Annotated in this window: 12 protein-coding genes and 1 pseudogene; 3 read left to right on the plus strand and 10 right to left on the minus strand. The window is 47.9% G+C overall.

Translation table 11 applies throughout. The features are described from left to right. From J2Z28_RS30010 to J2Z28_RS30035, 6 genes and pseudogenes are all read right to left on the minus strand, one after another. The coding region (locus tag J2Z28_RS30010; protein ID WP_211085640.1) for a beta strand repeat-containing protein at window positions 1-5,369 on the minus strand (5,369 nt) is incomplete at its 3' end. A 351-nt stretch (window positions 5,370-5,720) separates the two neighbouring features. Beyond that, window positions 5,721-6,276, minus strand: a pseudogene (locus J2Z28_RS30015) (Rossmann-fold NAD(P)-binding domain-containing protein); the annotation flags it as partial. 64 nt (window positions 6,277-6,340) lie between these two features. Beyond that, a complete protein-coding gene (locus J2Z28_RS30020) occupies window positions 6,341-6,862 on the minus strand; it encodes a TetR/AcrR family transcriptional regulator (RefSeq protein WP_211085641.1) in 522 nt (173 codons plus the stop codon). 235 nt (window positions 6,863-7,097) lie between these two features. Beyond that, window positions 7,098-7,910 (minus strand): hypothetical protein, encoded by an 813-nt coding sequence (locus tag J2Z28_RS30025; RefSeq protein ID WP_211085642.1) that lies wholly within the window; start codon window positions 7,908-7,910, stop codon window positions 7,098-7,100. Then, window positions 7,911-8,891 carry an ABC transporter substrate-binding protein gene (locus tag J2Z28_RS30030; RefSeq protein ID WP_211085643.1) on the minus strand — a complete coding sequence of 327 codons (981 nt, stop codon included), beginning with the start codon at window positions 8,889-8,891 and terminating at the stop codon, window positions 7,911-7,913. It abuts the gene before it with no gap. 108 nt (window positions 8,892-8,999) lie between these two features. After that, window positions 9,000-10,601 carry an AraC family transcriptional regulator gene (locus J2Z28_RS30035; RefSeq protein WP_211085644.1) on the minus strand — a complete coding sequence of 534 codons (1,602 nt, stop codon included), beginning with the start codon at window positions 10,599-10,601 and terminating at the stop codon, window positions 9,000-9,002. Window positions 10,602-11,064: 463 nt separating this feature from the next. Here J2Z28_RS30035 and J2Z28_RS30040 point away from each other — a divergent pair, with 463 nt between their 5' ends. From J2Z28_RS30040 to J2Z28_RS30050, 3 genes are all read left to right on the plus strand, one after another. Continuing rightward, entirely contained in the window at window positions 11,065-11,484 is a 420-nt protein-coding gene (locus J2Z28_RS30040; RefSeq protein WP_211085645.1) for a MarR family winged helix-turn-helix transcriptional regulator, read from the plus strand. A gap of 26 nt (window positions 11,485-11,510) precedes the next feature. After that, window positions 11,511-12,161, plus strand: coding sequence for a nitroreductase family protein (locus J2Z28_RS30045; protein ID WP_211085646.1), 651 nt, complete (start codon window positions 11,511-11,513; stop codon window positions 12,159-12,161). 64 nt (window positions 12,162-12,225) lie between these two features. Further along, entirely contained in the window at window positions 12,226-12,522 is a 297-nt protein-coding gene (locus tag J2Z28_RS30050; protein WP_211085647.1) for a putative quinol monooxygenase, read from the plus strand. A gap of 171 nt (window positions 12,523-12,693) precedes the next feature. On the opposite strand, the gene J2Z28_RS30055 is transcribed toward J2Z28_RS30050, so the two are convergent. The 4 genes from J2Z28_RS30055 to J2Z28_RS30070 all read right to left on the minus strand — a co-directional run bounded on the left by J2Z28_RS30055 (window position 12,694) and on the right by J2Z28_RS30070 (window position 18,287). After that, entirely contained in the window at window positions 12,694-14,043 is a 1,350-nt protein-coding gene (locus J2Z28_RS30055) for an FAD-binding oxidoreductase (RefSeq protein WP_211085648.1), read from the minus strand. 175 nt (window positions 14,044-14,218) lie between these two features. Beyond that, window positions 14,219-14,746 carry a MarR family winged helix-turn-helix transcriptional regulator gene (locus tag J2Z28_RS30060; protein WP_211085649.1) on the minus strand — a complete coding sequence of 176 codons (528 nt, stop codon included), beginning with the start codon at window positions 14,744-14,746 and terminating at the stop codon, window positions 14,219-14,221. A 46-nt stretch (window positions 14,747-14,792) separates the two neighbouring features. Next, on the minus strand, window positions 14,793-15,602 hold the full coding sequence (locus tag J2Z28_RS30065) for an alpha/beta hydrolase (RefSeq protein WP_211085650.1): 810 nt from the start codon (window positions 15,600-15,602) through the stop codon (window positions 14,793-14,795). A 258-nt stretch (window positions 15,603-15,860) separates the two neighbouring features. Continuing rightward, a complete protein-coding gene (locus J2Z28_RS30070; protein WP_211085651.1) occupies window positions 15,861-18,287 on the minus strand; it encodes a flavocytochrome c in 2,427 nt (808 codons plus the stop codon). Between the last annotated feature and the right edge of the window lie 7 nt (window positions 18,288-18,294).

The following is an 18,294-nucleotide window of genomic DNA, read 5'->3' on the forward strand; positions in this document are numbered from 1 at the left end:
GTGGCTCCGGTCACGCCTGTGATACCCGTAACTCCAGTTACACCAGTTAGTCCCGTAGCTCCCGTTGTGCCTGTTACTCCTGATACACCTGTGAACCCGGTAGCCCCAGTTAATCCACTGACCCCAGTTACTCCGGTTGCGCCCGTAATGCCTGCTGTTCCCGTTATGCCCGTAACTCCGGTTGAACCGGTACTTCCTGTGGCTCCTGTAGGACCTGTTGGACCTGCAATCCCCGTACTACCCGTAACTCCTGTTACACCCGTTGTTCCTGTTGCTCCTGTAAGTCCGTTAGTGCCTGTAACTCCCGTTGCACCCGTAATTCCTGTTGTGCCTGTAACTCCTGATACACCTGTGAACCCAGTGGCTCCAGTTAATCCAGTAATCCCCGTTGCTCCAGTCGCGCCAGTGATACCTGTTGATCCCGTTATGCCCGTAACTCCTGTTGAACCGGTACTTCCTGTGTCTCCTGTAGGACCAGTCGTTCCCGCAACTCCGGTTGTTCCCGTGGTGCCAGTTGCACCCGTAGTACCTGTAGTTCCTGTTGCTCCTGATACTCCCGTACTTCCTGTCGTGCCTGTAGCTCCTGATACACCTGTGAAGCCGGTGGCTCCTGTTAATCCACTGACCCCAGTTGCTCCGGTTGCACCCGTGGTACCCGTTGTTCCGGTTATTCCCGTAACTCCGGTTGAACCGGTGCTTCCTGTGGCTCCTGTGGCTCCTGTTACACCTGTTGCTCCTGTTACACCTGTGAACCCGGTAGCCCCAGTTAATCCACTGACCCCAGTTGCACCTGTAGCACCCGTGATACCCGTTGATCCCGTTATGCCCGTAACTCCTGTTGAACCGGTACTTCCTGTTGCTCCTGTAAGTCCGGTAGCACCAGTTGAGCCAGTTGGACCTGTGATGCCTGTAACCCCAGTAGTTCCAGTAGCTCCCGTTAGTCCTGTTTCTCCAGTTACTCCGGTCGCGCCAGTTATACCTGTAACTCCTGCTGAACCAGTATTTCCGGTCGCTCCTGTTACACCCGTTGTACCTGTAGTTCCTGTAACACCGGTCACACCCGTGATACCCGTAATTCCTGTTGTGCCTGTGGCTCCTGATACACCTGTGAGCCCTGTAGCCCCAGCTGCTCCGGTCGCGCCAGTAATACCCGTGGTTCCTGTTGCTCCAGTCACACCTGTGATCCCAGTGGCTCCAGTCGTACCTGTTGTACCCGTAACACCAGTTACGCCAGTTGTGCCGGTTATGCCAGTGGCACCAGTCGCACCCGTAGTTCCAGTCGCGCCGGTTACGCCAGTAACTCCCGTAGTTCCCGTTGCTCCAGTAGCCCCGGTGGGTCCCGTCACACCAGTCGCACCTGTGACTCCGGTTATGCCAGTCGCACCAGTAGCTCCGGTTGTACCTGTCGTGCCGGTAACGCCTGTTACACCCGTCTCTCCTGTGGCACCAGTTGCTCCCGTCGTTCCAGTAAATCCTGTATTACCTGTAACCCCAGTTAGTCCTGTAGCTCCTGTTGAACCAGTACTTCCGGTGGCTCCTGTTACACCCGTTGTACCTGTAGTTCCTGTAGCACCGGTCACACCGGTGCTACCCGTAACTCCTGTTGTGCCTGTGGCTCCTGATACACCTGTGAGCCCTGTAGCCCCAGTTGCTCCGGTCGCGCCAGTAATACCAGTGGTTCCTGTTGTTCCAGTCGTACCTGTTGTACCCGTAACACCAGTTACGCCAGCTGTGCCGGTTATGCCAGTGGCACCAGTCGCACCCGTAGTTCCAGTCGCGCCGGTTACGCCAGTAACTCCCGTAGTTCCCGTTGCTCCAGTAGCCCCGGTGGGTCCCGTCACACCAGTCGTACCGGTGACCCCTGTTACACCCGTCTCTCCAGTGGCTCCGGTTGTACCTGTCGTGCCGGTAACGCCAGTTGTGCCGGTTATGCCAGTGGCACCAGTCGCACCCGTAGTTCCAGTCGCGCCGGTTACGCCAGTAACTCCCGTAGTTCCCGTTGCTCCAGTAGCCCCGGTGGGTCCCGTCACACCAGTCGTACCGGTGACCCCTGTTAGACCCGTCTCTCCAGTTTGGCCAGTTGTGCCGGTGGCACCTGTAATTCCAGTAGCTCCAGTCACACCCGTAATGCCAGTTACGCCGGTCGTGCCGGTTGCTCCTGTTTCACCAGTAATACCCGTTGGACCGGTTGCCCCTGTAGCACCAGTCGTACCTGTGACTCCGGTTATGCCAGTTGCACCTGTGGCTCCGGTTGTACCTGTCGTGCCGGTAACGCCAGTAACTCCCGTAGATCCGGTCGCCCCTGTCGTTCCTGTTGTACCCGTAACACCAGTTACGCCAGTTATGCCAGTGGCACCAGTCACGCCGGTTACACCAGTAACTCCCGTGATACCCGTTGCCCCAATCGTACCTGTTGATCCTGTTTCACCAGTATTCCCTGTTAGTCCTGTAGTGCCTGTCGGACCGGTTATACCAGTAACTCCAGTCGTACCTGTGCTCCCAGTTAGACCCGTCTCTCCAGTGACGCCTGTTGCTCCTGTCCCACCAATTGTACCCGTAACGCCAGTTAAGCCAGTCGTGCCGGTTGGCCCTGTTTCGCCGTTGACCCCGGTTATGCCAGTAGCTCCGGTTGCACCTGTAACACCAGTTGTTCCCGTCGCACCCGTACTTCCAGTGACTCCAGTTATACCTGTTAGTCCTGTCTCTCCTGTTGGGCCAGTCGAACCGATTGAGCCCGTTACACCTGTAGCCCCTGTGACGCCAGTGACTCCTGTTAGCCCAGTTGCACCAGTTGTTCCGGTTACTCCCGTGGCACCTGTACTTCCTGTTTCTCCAGTCTCACCCGTAGGACCTGTAATACCAGTTGCACCCGTTGTGCCCGTTGGTCCTGTTTCACCAGTTGGTCCTGTTTCACCAGTTGGGCCAGTTGGGCCAGTTGGGCCAGTTGGGCCAGTCGCACCGGTCGGTCCCGTCACACCAGTCGTACCTGTGACCCCTGTTGAACCTGTATCTCCAGTAGCTCCGATTGAGCCGGTTGCTCCAGTAGGGCCTGTAACTCCAGTGATTCCTGTTTCACCTGTTGGACCCGTAACGCCAGTTAAGCCAGTTGTGCCGGTTGGCCCTGTTTCGCCGGTGACCCCGGTTATGCCAGTAGCTCCGGTATTACCAGTTGAACCAGTAACTCCGGTGAGTCCTGTCGCGCCAGTTACACCAGTAATTCCTGTTGTGCCACTAACTCCGGTTGCACCTGTAACACCAGTTGTTCCCGTCGCCCCCGTACTTCCAGTAGCTCCAGTTAGACCTGTTAGTCCTGTCTCTCCTGTTGGGCCAGTCGAACCGGTTGAGCCCGTTACACCTGTAGCCCCGGTCGCTCCCGTAATTCCCGTCATTCCGGTTACGCCAGTCACTCCCGAGATACCTGTAATTCCGGTTGCTCCCGTCGCTCCTGTCGTGCCTGTGAATCCTGTTAGACCCGTTTCCCCAGTGACACCAGTCAGTCCGGTAGCTCCGGTCACGCCTGTGATACCCGTGGTTCCAGTAAAGCCAGTTAGTCCAGTTGTACCTGTAATCCCTGTGGCTCCGGTCTCACCGGTGATTCCGGTTACCCCTGTTAACCCTGTCGTTCCTGTAACCCCTGTTTGACCTGTATCTCCAGTAGTTCCAGTTGCTCCAGTAATTCCTGTGGCTCCTGTTACACCAGTATTGCCGGTTATGCCTGTAACTCCCGTAGTACCGGTCGTACCTGTTATGCCAGTAACGCCGGTTGTACCTGTACTTCCCGTTGCCCCTATCGCCCCAGTAGATCCTGTAGCACCTGTAACTCCGGTGGTACCCGTTTCTCCAGTAGCCCCGGTCGGTCCCGTTAGACCAGTCGTGCCGGTGTTCCCAGTTAAACCCGTCTCTCCGGTGGCACCAGTTGCTCCGGTAACGCCAGTTATTCCTGTGGTACCGGTAGTTCCCGTTACTCCTGTATCCCCGGTGGGTCCTGACACACCAGTCGTACCTGTGACTCCGGTTGTGCCAGTGGCACCAGTTGCTCCGATCGCACCTGTACTGCCTGTAAATCCAGTAATACCTGTTGCACCTGTTATTCCAGTCGTTCCTGTTGTGCCCGCAATTCCAGTAACGCCAGTTATACCTGTAACGCCAGTTAATCCGGTTGTACCTGTTGGTCCTGTTTCACCAGTGACACCACTTATACCAGTGGCCCCAGTGGGTCCTGACACACCAGTCGTACCTGTGACACCGGTAGTGCCAGTAGCACCAGTTGCTCCAGTAATCCCCGTGAGGCCTGTAATTCCAGTAGAACCGGTTACACCCGTGGTACCCGTAACGCCAGGTAATCCGGTCGTACCTGTTGATCCTGTTTCGCCAGTGACCCCGGTGGGTCCCGTTAGACCAGTCGTACCTGTAACTCCTGTTAGCCCCGCCTCACCAGTACTTCCTGTCGCTCCGGTTACACCAGTAACTCCCGTAGACCCGATCCCCCCAGTGGGTCCTGTCGTACCAGTAATTCCCGTTAGACCCGTTTCCCCAGTGGCACCAGTTGCTCCGGTTATGCCAGTATTTCCAGTTGGCCCCGTACTTCCCGTTGCTCCTATTGCCCCAGTAAATCCTGTAGCACCTGTGACTCCTGTGATACCTGTGGTTCCAGTAATACCAGTTGCTCCGGACGGGCCTGTGATTCCAATTTCGCCAGTACTTCCCGTTAATCCAGTCGCACCCGTAATACCTATTAGACCCGTCGCTCCGGTTGGGCCAGTTGAACCTGTAAAACCGGTGATTCCCGTAACGCCAGTTAAGCCTGTTGCTCCTGTTAGACCAGTTGCTCCGGAAATACCCGTAGTACCTGTAAATCCGGTTATACCCGTTAAACCATTGGCACCCGTCGGACCTGTAATTCCTGGGGTTCCTGTCGCTCCAGTCACTCCCGTGAATCCTGTTTCACCAGTAGATCCTGTTAGTCCCATCACACCAATTCCAGTTGGACCTGTAACTCCGGTGCTGCCCGTAAAGCCGGTTACACCAGTATTTCCTGTAGCCCCGGTCACGCCTGTAACACCAAATCCGGTAATTCCAGTTGCGCCAGTTGTTCCTGTGATTCCAGTTGGTCCGATGCCAGTCGCACCTGTAGCTCCTGTGCTTCCTGTAGATCCAGTCACACCTGTGGTGCCCATCAGTCCGGTAACTCCAGTTGCACCTGTGACCCCAGTTATTCCAGTGCTTCCCGTGATTCCAGTTGAACCCGTAACACCCGTAGCTCCAGTTACTCCAGTCCGTCCTGTTAGACCGGTTGCTCCCCTTTTGCCCGGATACCCAGGGTCTCCGGTTAACCCCGTAGATCCAGTTGCTCCGGTGTATCCTCTCATTCCCCGATAACCCCGTGGGCCGCGAAGGAAAGGAATCCTGTGGCTTTTCTTTTTTTTGCATTTACGTCTGCTTTTCTTACAAGACTCACTCTTCTTCTTTGGGATATAGTGCTTTTTTGATTTTTTTGCTTTCCGTTTACCTGTACTGATTGAGGAAATTTTGCGTTTCCTTTTGGATATACCGCTCACAAGAGAATCCCCCCTCCTTGTACACCACGTCAAATCTCCGCATTTTACAATAGTACACTCTATGCCCTGGACTAGCTTTGTGCGCCCCCTATTCAATATTCCTAGAAAATCTTCATAGTTAGTGATCAATCAATTACTTTTCTCCAAAAAATATATTCCCCTCTACTCCCCCTGCAATTCCAACTCCTTAATCGTCAACGCAATTCCTTCTTCAAAGGATGTTGCCACAACCGGGCCAATCCGTTCCACATACTTCTGTCTTCTCAAGATCAGCGGGTTCTCGGTCAGATATAACATTTCTACAATCTCTTTCATAACGGGTACACCTAGTCCAATCACCGACAATCCTACTTTTCCTATCGCCAGCACAGGTTTGCTTCTTCCCGCAGCATCCGGTAAATAGATGTACTCTCTCGGCACCTTCATATTCCCGATAAAAAATGCCATCTTACCTTTTGCTATCGCTTCAAGGGTTGAACCCAGATAGGAAGCCTGATTAGCCGATGGGCCATAATAATCTGGCAAACGAACGATCATCACCTGAGCTCTGCTCCATCTTGTGCTGAATAACATCTGTTCATAGGCAAGTCGTGTCTTGCCTTTGCGGATATGTGGCTGCTTCGAATGTTCTTCGGTTACTTCCTTCATTTGTCTTCTGCTATAGCAGCGGAATCAGACCGCTCTCCATCTCGTTATATGGGACGTTCGCACAATGGAACCTCTCTCATTCATTTAGTGATTGATCAATAACTAAAATATAAAAAGGGACTTTACCTCCCTCTCTATCGTTCCTTCAGCTCCGGCATATCCAGTGCATTAGATACATTACACAACATCCCGATTGCCAGAAAAATCATGGTTCTTTTTAGCGGTTCAGCAATTCCTGCAAATGTGAAAGCCTCCAGTACCATGGCTCTTACATCACTGATGCCTTTTTGCATGGCCTGACGAATGACTTCTTCACGGATCGTTTGCGCCTGCATCTGAAGCAAGATTTCGCTCTTGTGCGATTCCAGAATCTTATCATAGGCTTCAATTAGATCACTCTCTAACTGATCTGGTGTCGCCGTCTCCACCACAATTCGAAACGAATCAATCACCCGAGTCCATGAGACCTCAATTGCAGTTAATAATAAAGCTTCTTTTGTTTTGAAAAAACGAAATATATACGGCTGTGAGATCTGTGCCCGTTCAGCCACCTGGGCTGTAGTCGCACGATAATAGCCAATTTCCGCGAAGACGTCAATTGCTGCAGAGATAATATCATTTCGCCGGTTAACCGACGCTGCTTTATCCTTTGCCATGATAATCCGCCCTCCAATAGTTAGTGATTAATTGATCAATAGCTTGAAGTATTACGAATACTATCCCTCGATGCAAAGGTATCGTGACCTTGTACAAAGCCAACAAACCCGCAGACGCTGGCTCAAGCCGCTGCAGGTTGTGTAACTTGTCGATCATAGATTCTATCCACTGGAAACCGAAGAGAACATGGTTTGTCTGAAACAGATTCGTACCATGCGGTACAAGAGTGTCTGTTCACTGCTGAAGAAGTTTACGCAATCGGGATTCCGAATCCAGCTTCGGACAACTGTCACAATACCCATGTGTATGACTTCCGTCTCCAACCAGATAAGCCAAACAACAATATCGGCGTAGCAGGAACGGAGGTCCCTGCCACCCGGAATGTTCGAAGCGCTGCAGCTCATTGGCAAATGTACATGCATTATCGTTTTGCCGATCCAGCCAGAGGCTCTGATCTTCTTGAATCTTTGCAAGCCGTTCATCTGTCTTCCAAATGCTCTGATCATTGATCATACGTGCATACAATTGTTGCACATTATGGGCAACCAGAGACCACATGACCTTATCGCTCGCTCCTGTAGCGACGGCTACCGCTCGCAGGACAGGTTCCAGATGTAGCAGCACTCTTTTCTTGAGCAAGCCACTCTCTGACCTGCGCTGAACAGGATCTTCACCCTCCAGAGAGGTTCTCTCCAGCAGAGTCTCATATCGCATGCCACCTGCACCATTCAATTCAAACCGCACATCATCGTCTGCAACGCTAAGTATCGTATCGTATAGACTGAATGCTGAAATTACGGACATCACGAATACGGAGTAACGTTTGGCAAAAAGTGTACCGACGGCCGCACTTCCTCTTCCGCCCAATTGAAGCCCTTGCTGCATAGCCTGTTCACGCAATATCAAGTTTCGTTTCTCTTCATTCAGCAGATCCTTCACACGGAAAGGATACTTGGAATCATCGCAGTCCACTTGGATCGTCGTCACAAAAAATTGCTGTAACACTTCCGACATCTCTGAATAATCATGTCTTGGATAATGTCTCATCTATTGAATCATCTCTTCAACTTCGTTGATAATCTCGCTTCGCCCAATCGCTCCCCAGCCCTTAAACAACCAGAACGAGTCTGTCGTATAGACCTGATCTGCACCAACAGCCGGCACTCCCTTCCAGAGTGAGCTTGCATTGATGTTGTTTAAATACTCATCGGCATTCGGGTCAACCTCAAGAATTACGAAATTAGCATCAATATCCGCGATTTTCTCCATGGACAGGTCCTCACGTTGTTCGGCAGGTGTCACAGTCGTTGGCACAAATCCAAGATCATGATATAAAAGTGTGTTGGTTGGATGTCCTTTTGCCGCGTAAATTTGTAAGGTCTTCTCTCTTACACGCAGATAAGCCAACTTTTTTTGATCCAGTTGTTCGATCTTCGCTTTTAATTGCTTCGCCTGCTGCTCTACCTCGGCTATCTTTTCTTTTGCCAGATCCACTTTGTTGTACATCCCGGCAATGGTCAACAGATCCTGTGTCCAATATGTTGTATCATCAACAAAATCCAGCCATTCAGTACCAAGTACAATCGTCGGAGCGATTTTCTCCAACTGATCATACGTACTCTCCGCAGTTCGACTCTCAATAACGATGACATCCGGATCAATCTGAAGGATAGCCTCCAGGTTAGGACTGTCTGCAGACCCTACCGTTGGAATGCCGGCAAGCTGATCTGCAAAGTAAGGCAAATAATCTCCTCCGTAACGAACTTCTACATTAACGCCTGCTGGTTTCTCACCAATCGTCAACATGTGATCGATGTAAGCAGCAGATAATACCACCATACGCTCTATTTTTTGCGGTACAACCGTTGTTCCTTTAAGATGCTCAATCGTTTGCGTACCACTCTCTTCCACAGGTGTATCCTGTTGCGGAGGCGTTGCTTCTGTTACTTCTGATGCCTTGCTACATGCCGTCAGAACGAGCACAAGCAGGGCCAACAGTATCATCGTTGTTGCTCTCTGTCTTACCATTTGTAGTAAATCCCCTCTGCTATTTAATAATAATAATCATTATCACTATAGTAGGGAAAAGCATACAGGCTTACCATGGATTATTCCACTCTCTTCTCTTGCACAATATCACCGTAAGGTAACCCCAAGTTGCTCTGCCACATATCGCATGGCCCACATGCGTCCGGTGGGACCCAGCGTTTTGAAGAAAATATCTCCTGCATTATATACATGGCCTACTTGAACAGCCTTTAATGCCAACCATGCACTGGATTGCTGCAATTGCCTCAGTTGAGCACGTGCCTCTTCTGTGGGATCGACCATTACAAACACATGATCCGCGTCGTATAACTGCAAATCGCGAACTTTACTCTCTACAGCCCACTGTTGTTCCGGAAAATCACGAGGCAAATAAAATCCCAGATCATCATACAACAGGGCCCCTGTCTGGTTATTCAATCCATACATTCGGTAGAAATGAGAAGTCACCCGGATGAACATGGCACTCTGTTTCCCCCACCTCGATTGAATGCGCCCTCGAAGAACCCGGCTCAGTTCAGCATGTTGCTCTATCCACTGTACAGCCTGTTCGGTGCGGCCCATAATGTCCGCCATATACAGAAGCCTCTCGCCAAAATGGTTGGTGTACTCCAACGTGGTGGTAGGCGCGATACGATGCAGGGAGTCATTTGGCTCCAAACGATCACTTGTAATGATCAGGTCCGGTTGGACTCGCCTCAAATCATCATAGTTCTGATTGAAGCTATCCAGGATAATTCCCTGATGACTGTGCGTTTGAAGCGCAGGTATGGCAACATGACGATCCACCCTCTGACCATAGGATAAAGCGGATACTGGCCTCAAACCGAGCGTTATCACATAATCGTCCAACCCGTAATACAAGGTGGCAATGCGATTCACTTTATTTTTCATATACAACGTTGGGGCGATTCCTTCGTTTTTCTTGAAGACTCTGCTGAAATAGTGCTCGTCCTTATAACCCACTTGCTCCGCAATTTCCTTGATTTTATCTGAAGAAAATAACAGCTGCTTGGCCTTTGCCATACGTAGTTTCAGTATATATTCAATCGGGGTCATATTTAATTGTCGTTTGAATGTTCTTATAAAATGATTCACACTAAGCCCTGCCATGCGGGCGATCTGATCAATTCGAATGTCTTCCATATACTGATGCGTCATATATTCAAGTGCCAGATCCATCCCTGCTACAACTGGAGTTGCTTCTTTCAGGTGCATCATTAATTGAATCAACAACTGATGCAAAAGATGTTTCCTGCGCGTCTTTTCCAGACTCGTGATGGAGTACTTTCCACTCACCAGGGTATCCATCATCTCCTGAATATCACGTGTATTGGAAGGAATATGAAGTTTGCCCGTCACTGGGAGATCAAATGCCTCGGTATGCCAAGTATTCCGACGTCGGGTAAGTGTAACACAGGAAAATAAAATGATCTGATATCGGACAGGTGCTTCCATATCCGTCTGAAACTCCACATACATTCCTGGCTTCAACAAAAACCACTCGTCTTGAGACACCGTATGTACAATGTTATCCATAGACAAAGATCCCTTGCCAGCGATGACCCTGCAAATGGCGAACCTTTTCCAGATCCGACGCTGAACAGCTCCCGGATTGCTAGAGTAATGGCAGACGTGGACAGCAGAGAAATGTAGCTGCTCCAGTCGTTTGATCCAATCATTTTCCTCCATGATGACGTCACCTCCCTGTTTGGATCGAACTCTGTAATCACCTGATTAAACCATATTTTTTTTGTCTTTCAGTAATATGTTCGTGATCGTAACCAGCTGCAATTCCAGTTAATATGGATCTTTTCCATAATCAATTCCCTTTATTATAGATAGATTGATAACAATTCTCAATAATATAAACAATCTATATTAACTTATCCATTTGGACATCCTATACAGGCGACAATGCTTATGCATCGGGATAATAGAGGTATAATTATCCTCTTCTTATGAACCTGTTGCAAAATCATAAAAGGCATGATATATTAATTGAGCCATCAATGATTGACGCATCAAATATTGATACATCAATGATCGAGAGCATCCAAATAATCATTAGGCAATGGCATTGTATACTGCAACTTTAATCATTGGTTAACATACGCCGTTGTTCATGATTCAGATTCACCCGGGAGGTCTAGTCATGACACGTATTGTTTCCAAAGAAGAAAAGATCATCAACCTGCTGAACATGCTGGGTAACAGACTCAGTCCCAAGTTCGAACGCTGTACAGGTATCAGTTCCTCTCGCTTTGAAATTCTGCATGAGCTGGATCAGGTAGATGAGATTAACCAATCCATGCTGCAGAAAATCATTAATATTGATAGTGCTGCGATTACACGCCACTTGAAACAGCTTGAGGCGGACCTGATGGTTACAAGACGCAAGAACCCCGAAGATAATCGGGTAACTTTTGTTCGTTTGACGGACCACGGTCGGAAGCAGATTGAAGGCTACAAAGCAGAGAAGACCAATTTTATCAACCAGATTTTACAGGACTTCAGTGAAGACGAAGTTCAGTCACTAGCCGATTTCCTGGAACGTATGCAGAACAATTTCTAAACCCAATATAGAGGAGAGATCCATGCATGAGTACAATTGAAAGCAAATTCCAAAAAACAAATGATTTTAACGAAATTACTTACGGCCGCCGTTCTGTTAAGCTTTACGATCCTGAAGTGAAAATCAGCCGTGAAGAAATGACAGAAATTCTGGCAGAAGCTTCCCGTGCACCTTCTTCCGTTAATATGCAACCTTGGCGTTTTCTCGTTGTAGATACAGCTGAAGGCAAAGAAAAACTCGCTCCGCTTGCTAAATTCAATCAAAATCAAGTGTTGACTTCCGCAGCAGTCGTTGGCGTATTTATCGACATGAATAATGGCGAGTATTTGGAAGAGATCTTCGGCAAAGCTGTAGAGCACGGATTCATGCCTCAAGATATCGCAGAGCAACAAGTGAAGTTTGTTAAACCTTACTATGATAACATGCCTGCTGCTGACCTTCGCGACGTTAACCTGATTGATGCAGGTCTTGCTTCCATGCAATTGATGCTGGCTGCACGTGCTCATGGTTATGACACTAACCCAATCGGTGGTTATGAGAAAGATCAAATCGCAGAAGCGTTCGGCATGGACAAAGAACGTTATCAACCCGTTATGTTGATCTCGATCGGTAAATCGGCCAAAGAAGGTCATCCTTCCTACCGTCTGCCAGTAGAAACAATCACAACTTGGGCATAATATCAGGGACGGTTTCCCCTTTCTTAACACATTCCAAACAAACACAATATGGAGGTTATACATTATGATTATCATTCACGCTCATCTGCAAGTTAAACCGGACCAAGAGCAAGCATTCCTCGCAGCTGCGAAAGAACTGATGGCTGCTACACGTCAAGAAGAAGGTAACATCAGCTACAATTTGGCAAAAAGCACAGAACGCGAACAACAATACACGATGATCGAGCTGTGGAAAGATGAAGCTGCTACAGCTTCCCACAACACAAGCGCGCATTTCCAAGCTTTTGTTCAACAAGCAGCAGCATTCATGGCCGCTCCAATGAACGTTGAAGTATTTGCTGGAGAACAAGTTAAAGCTTAATAACTCATTAACTGTCATGCTTATCTTGCATGTAAATAAGCTGCTCTTGGTCATATGACCGAGGGCAGCTTTTTAGTTTCCTTTTGAAAATAAGTTCACTTCAACAAAAAACACGCCAATTAAGGCGTGTTTTTTCATCCATTGAAGAGGTATTAAACAAGTGAACATGGACTACACTATCCGAGCCGGAGTGATACTTTGCGGATTGTTGAACACATTTTTCGGGTCATACTTGGCTTTAACTCTCCGTAATCTTGGATAGTTCGCTCCATAGTATACTGGGCCGGAATTTTTGATTCCTTGGTCTGGAACGTTGATATAGGAACCGACAATGTATGGTTGCAATTTTTTGCGAGTATTACGAGCGAGTGCGATATTTTTGGCGGCATGGGATGGTTTGAGCCACGTACTGGTCCATTCCACATAGAACTTCTCTTTACGCCAGAAGAAGGCGGTTGATCTAGGTGATTTGCGACTTACCGCTCCGCCCCAGTTGAGGAAATAGAACCCGCCTGGCCCCTCTTCCAGGTTTTCCAAAAATGCGCGCATCGATTTGATGGCTTTGTCGGGGAATGGTTTTCGTCCAAAACCGGACGAGAACTGGTTGCTATACCGTTGAGTCTCGGTCGGATCAGGTTGTAATAAGAACTTCACAACTTCCGTGTAAGGTAACAAACGAACAACGGAGCTTGTCGGTGTGCCAACACTCGTAATCGGCTGCAATAGACGGAGTGCCTCTGTTTTTGACCCTAGGAACAGCCCTTCCATAAGGACGTTGCCACCCTTTTTCGGTCCGATGGACAACTCGCTGCCCAATCTTGTATCAACTGAGGGAGCCCACCTCTGCCATACTTTAAGTACCTCTTCGAATTGAGACCATGGCCAGGTGATTTTAAATACAGTAGCCTTCGCTGGAGCACGGCGCACTTTGAATTTGTAACGAGTGTATACTCCGAAGTTACCACCGCCTCCTCCCCGCGAGGCCCAAAAGAGATCTGAATTACGATTTTTATTGGCCCGAATCACTTTTCCTTTGGCGTCCACCATCTCTACCTCAAGCAGGTTATCACTGATAAGACCGATGGTACGCTGGAGAGGCCCAATTCCCCCTCCTAATGTAATTCCACCGATCCCTACAGTAGGGCTGTCACCAAAAGGAGCTATGAATCCTTGCTTGGCAAGGGTATTTGCAATTCTTCCCACTCGGTTTCCTGTTCCAACAACAACCGTTCCATTTTTCTTATCAAGTTTGATGGAATTCAGATCACTCACATCAATCACGATACCGCCATTCACCTGTGAAAGATTCACTTCAAGCGCATGTCTACCACTCCGCGGTCTGATCGGTACATTGTTTTCACGAGCCCATCGGATAGCATTGGATACATCCTTCGTACGTTGGGCAAATACAAACACTTTGGGAAATTTGTCCGTATGCGGGTCCCAGTTTTTGCGTGCCGCTTCATATCCTGGATCACCCTTGTAAATAACCCGTCCGGTAAGCTTTGTCGATGATTTCACACATCCCACTCCCTGCTGAATAATTGTCCTACAGCCTCTGCTGCATCAAGCACTTTATACTGTATGACGGACATTTGCGGAGGGAATGGGCTGGTGCCCTTAATTTCAAGGTTCACGTTTCAGATTGAGTTAGGCCACAGAACAGCCTTGAGGAAAAATCCCTTTTATCTCAAAACTAGTCGCTGCCCGAATCGGAATCAATTCTGATTAACTTGCGCGCTTCCTGTTCTTTTTCACCATACCAGACGAGCACGTCGGCAAATAAATCCATGATGCGAACAAAGTTCTGCTTATCTGCTTCTGAAATCTGATCTGCATACTTGAAAATCTCATCAAAACAAAGCTCCCTTACAAAGTCGGTATACTTCGCATATACCTCGCGTCCTTTTGCTGAAGGTTTGACGTATATGTCTTTGCGGTTGCCGCTTAAATGAAATTTTTCGAGCAGACCTTTTTCCGTCAGATTCTTCACATTTTTGGAAAATGTACTCCGGCTTACGCCCAGGCGTGCGGCCATTTCCGACATCTTCTCTTCTTTGTCCTCGGCTTCCAGAATGTATTCCAGCGTCTGAATCTGTGAAGCCGAGAACAACATGTCCGTACCATAACTTCGCTGCAGCTTATAGGTGTTCGAATACGCATTGCCGTATTTGATAATTTTCTCAATCAGTTCCCGATGGTCGCCCATCCAATCTAATTTCATGCGTAATCCCTTTCATATTCAGATTCTCTCTCTTACTCTACTGAAATCAGATCCGTTTTTCAATCCATGTAATTGCTTCTTCAATAACATCATCACGAGTCGGTTCATTAAATATTTCATGCATCAGATGAGCATAAATTTTGAGTGTTTTATCCGTTGAAGCGATATCGCCGTAAAAGTCACGGGAATCCTTTTCGCTGACCAGTCCATCATTTGCTCCATGCAGAACAAGTACGGGATCTGTAAACTGCTTGGCGTTCTCCTTGAGCCATGTTATGCCATTTCCCAAGCTGTTAAATAAATCTACAGAGATCTGCTTTTCAACCAGTGGGTCATTGGCGTAAGCGGATACAACTGCGGGATCACTACATACGCCGCTGCCCAGCTCATTTGGGAAATACGTGCCTGTAGGAAGATCCATCGGCAGTTCTCCAGCAACTTTTGTATTGTAACGAGTGAGCGCTCCGGATAGTACGATGCCTTTGACCTTGCCTGGATATTTCGTTCCAAAGGACGAGGTTGCAAAACCGCCCATACTATGTCCGATAACAAACAGCGGAAGATCGCCGCTCTCTTGCAATGCCGCCTCGACAATGACATGAACATCTTCAATAAGATGATCAAATACTTTATAGAACGTACGCTGTCCCTCGGATCTGGCATGACCCCGATGATCGAAGCGATACACGCTAAACCCACGCTGATTCAGCTTCTCTGTCAGATAATCATAGCGTCCTGCATGCTCAGCTAGTCCGTGTACAATAACGACAGCGGCTTTTGCATTTTCTACTGTATCCTCGCTGAAATAAAGCTGTGTACCGTCAAAGGATTGAATGCTTGTCTCGATTTTAGTCATCGTTTCCCCGTCCTTTTTGTGGTGTCCAAACATAAGCTCCGAGAGATCGTTTCCTCCGCCCTACCATGGACACGTTTATTATTGTTTTTCTTAAAAAGAATATTGTTTCTTATAGAAACAATATATCATCCGACATAGCTGTTGTCTACAATAAATTTAAAGCGCTTTCAAATAAATAGTATCACGGCTATGCATCATAAAAAAACCACTAAACACTCGAGAATCCTTGTGTTTAGTGGAGGGCTTTTAGGTTACATTCTAATCATTCATTTCATCAACAGCAGTCTTACCAGCGATTCGCCCAAAAGTAAAGATATCCGTCAAGGCATTACCGCCTAAACGGTTGCCTGCATGTATACCTCCTGCAACTTCCCCAGCGGCATACAGATGTGCAATCGGCTGACCGTTTTCATCCAATACGCGAGTTTGGGTGTCGATCTTGATACCACCCATGGTATGGTGAACCGCAGGTTTTCTAGGCGTAGCATAGAATGGAGACTTCTCGACTTTTAAGCTAAACGTATCCTTATGGAACTCCGGATCAAAGCCGGCATCCACATATGAGTTATACTTATCAATCGTATTTCTAAGAACTTCAGGTTCCATATTGATTTTCACGGCCAGTTCTTCTATTGTATCGGCTCTGAACAAGGTACCTGCTTCGGCTTGAAGGTCTATCTTTTCCTGGCTTGTGTTCGCTGCGGTTTTCTTGATCTCATCATCCGCAATCAGGTAAAATAAACTTCCCTGCTCGATAGCCGCTTTCGTTAAGACATCTCGTCCAGAGAATTCATTAACAAAACGTTCTCCCTTTTTGTTAACAATGACAAAGTTTTCAGGCGGTACTTGCAGTCCACTGAAGAGCTCGCCCGTATCCGGGTCAGCTACCGGCATCATTTGAGTGAAGCCCATGCCTGTCAGCGCTGCTCCTGCACTCTTACCTAGCGATATTCCATCACCAGTCATCGCATAAGAATTTGTTGTTTTGATATCATCGTCAATATGGCTCCAGTACGTGTTGTATTCCTTTAGCATCTGTGTATTTGCACCAAAACCACCACTGGCAAGCACAACGGCTTTGGCATGAATGGTAATTTTCTGACCATTGACACCTGTTGCGATAACACCTGTTATTTTTCCATCTTCGATGATCAATTGTTTGACCGGGCTATCTGTAATAATTTTTCCTGAATACTCTTCTACATATTTGCTAAGTGCAATGATAAAGGCAGAGCCATAACTTTTGACAGGTTTATGGCCACGACGCCAAAGGGCACCCACTGGAGCAAATACGATACTCTTATCATACTCAACCCCGATATCCTCAAGCCACGTTACACTTTCCAAGGCACGGTCTGTAAGTACTTTGACCAGATCATATTGTCCATAGATCATGCTCCCATTCAGGTCTGTACGTTTGCCCCCAAAATACGTTTGCATTCTGTGAAGAAGTGGGGAGTCGAATAAATAAGCCTTTTCTGTGCCGAACTTATCCTGATACGCAGTAAACTCTTCTTTGAGTGCATGGAAATCATCTACATATTCTGGATGGATCAAGCTCTCATCGGTACTTAATAAATTCTCAATCGTCTGTCTTTCCCCTGGATTCTCAGTGAACTGTTGTTGCCATACAGGATCTGCAGCATTGACAGGACCACCTGAGCGGATCGTATTTCCCCCAACAGCAGGATATTTCTCAAGTACAATCGCACTTGCTCCTTGTTGTAAAGCTGTAGCAGCAGCACTGAGTCCTGCGCCACCTCCACCTACAACGACCACATCGCAAGTGTATTCTTCGTCATCTTTCATCTGGCTGCTAACAGGTTTTGGACGTCTTTTCAGGATGTCAGGATTCACTCCGGCAAGCTTAACCGCTTTGGCTACACCATTGATGACAGCATTACTGGTTTCAGAAGCACCTGAGAGAGCATCTACATTCAGCGTCTGTCCCTCAATAATTTTATTCGGAATTCTTACAAAAACAACATCGGCGATGCCTTCGGTTTCACCCTTCGAATCAATATCGATGCTTTCAATTCTATTTTCACTAAAGGATACCTTCATCGGAAGATTGCCACTGTGACCCATGGCATTGATCTCATACACACCGGGATTATAGGTAAACTCCTCTTCTTCGTTGAGCTGATTTGAAATTTTGGCAAACCGAAGGAACCGCAGGAAACATGTTTCCAGGAAATCAATCGTTCCTTCATTGTTCAGGTTGCCTGATTCGTCAAATGCTTTATGTGCGCTGCCAAGCAAAAACTCATACCCTGGCATCACATTAGCTTCGACACCTGGTGCATCCAGAATTTGACGAAGATGCAGCTGTGCACGCGAGGAACCTTGTGTTCCCTGTGACGCACCAATGATCATGACGGGTTTTCCAGCCAGCGGATGGATTTCAAAGCTCAACCATTCCAACAGGCTTTTAAGGGATGAAGGGATGGAATGGTTATATTCTGGAGTCGCAATAATGACACCATCACTTGCCATAATTTTTTCATTAAACGATTGTATAATTGCACTGTTTGTTTGGTTATCGGACTGATTAAACATCGGAACATCTGTAATATCGAGGATTTCAATGGCTGCTCTGGACTCAAAATGCTTTTGTATGAATTGAAGCAGCTTGCGATTATACGATTTCTTTGCATTTGTGCCAACGATCGCTATGATTTTCATTGTGATT

This window comes from Paenibacillus xylanexedens, from assembly GCF_017874615.1.
Taxonomy (GTDB): domain Bacteria; phylum Bacillota; class Bacilli; order Paenibacillales; family Paenibacillaceae; genus Paenibacillus; species Paenibacillus xylanexedens.

Excerpts from the sequence above, each read along its gene's own strand:
- J2Z28_RS30020 (WP_211085641.1), bottom strand. The coding sequence starts at position 6,862 with ATGGCAAAGGATAAAGCAGCGTCGGTTAACCGGCGAAATGATATTATC.
- J2Z28_RS30050 (WP_211085647.1), top strand. The coding sequence starts at position 12,226 with ATGATTATCATTCACGCTCATCTGCAAGTTAAACCGGACCAAGAGCAA.
- J2Z28_RS30060 (WP_211085649.1), bottom strand. The coding sequence starts at position 14,746 with ATGAAATTAGATTGGATGGGCGACCATCGGGAACTGATTGAGAAAATT.
- J2Z28_RS30065 (WP_211085650.1), bottom strand. The coding sequence starts at position 15,602 with ATGACTAAAATCGAGACAAGCATTCAATCCTTTGACGGTACACAGCTT.
- J2Z28_RS30035 (WP_211085644.1), bottom strand. The coding sequence starts at position 10,601 with ATGGAGGAAAATGATTGGATCAAACGACTGGAGCAGCTACATTTCTCT.
- J2Z28_RS30040 (WP_211085645.1), top strand. The coding sequence starts at position 11,065 with ATGACACGTATTGTTTCCAAAGAAGAAAAGATCATCAACCTGCTGAAC.
- J2Z28_RS30030 (WP_211085643.1), bottom strand. The coding sequence starts at position 8,891 with ATGGTAAGACAGAGAGCAACAACGATGATACTGTTGGCCCTGCTTGTG.
- J2Z28_RS30045 (WP_211085646.1), top strand. The coding sequence starts at position 11,511 with ATGAGTACAATTGAAAGCAAATTCCAAAAAACAAATGATTTTAACGAA.
- J2Z28_RS30070 (WP_211085651.1), bottom strand. The coding sequence starts at position 18,287 with ATGAAAATCATAGCGATCGTTGGCACAAATGCAAAGAAATCGTATAAT.
- J2Z28_RS30025 (WP_211085642.1), bottom strand. The coding sequence starts at position 7,910 with ATGAGACATTATCCAAGACATGATTATTCAGAGATGTCGGAAGTGTTA.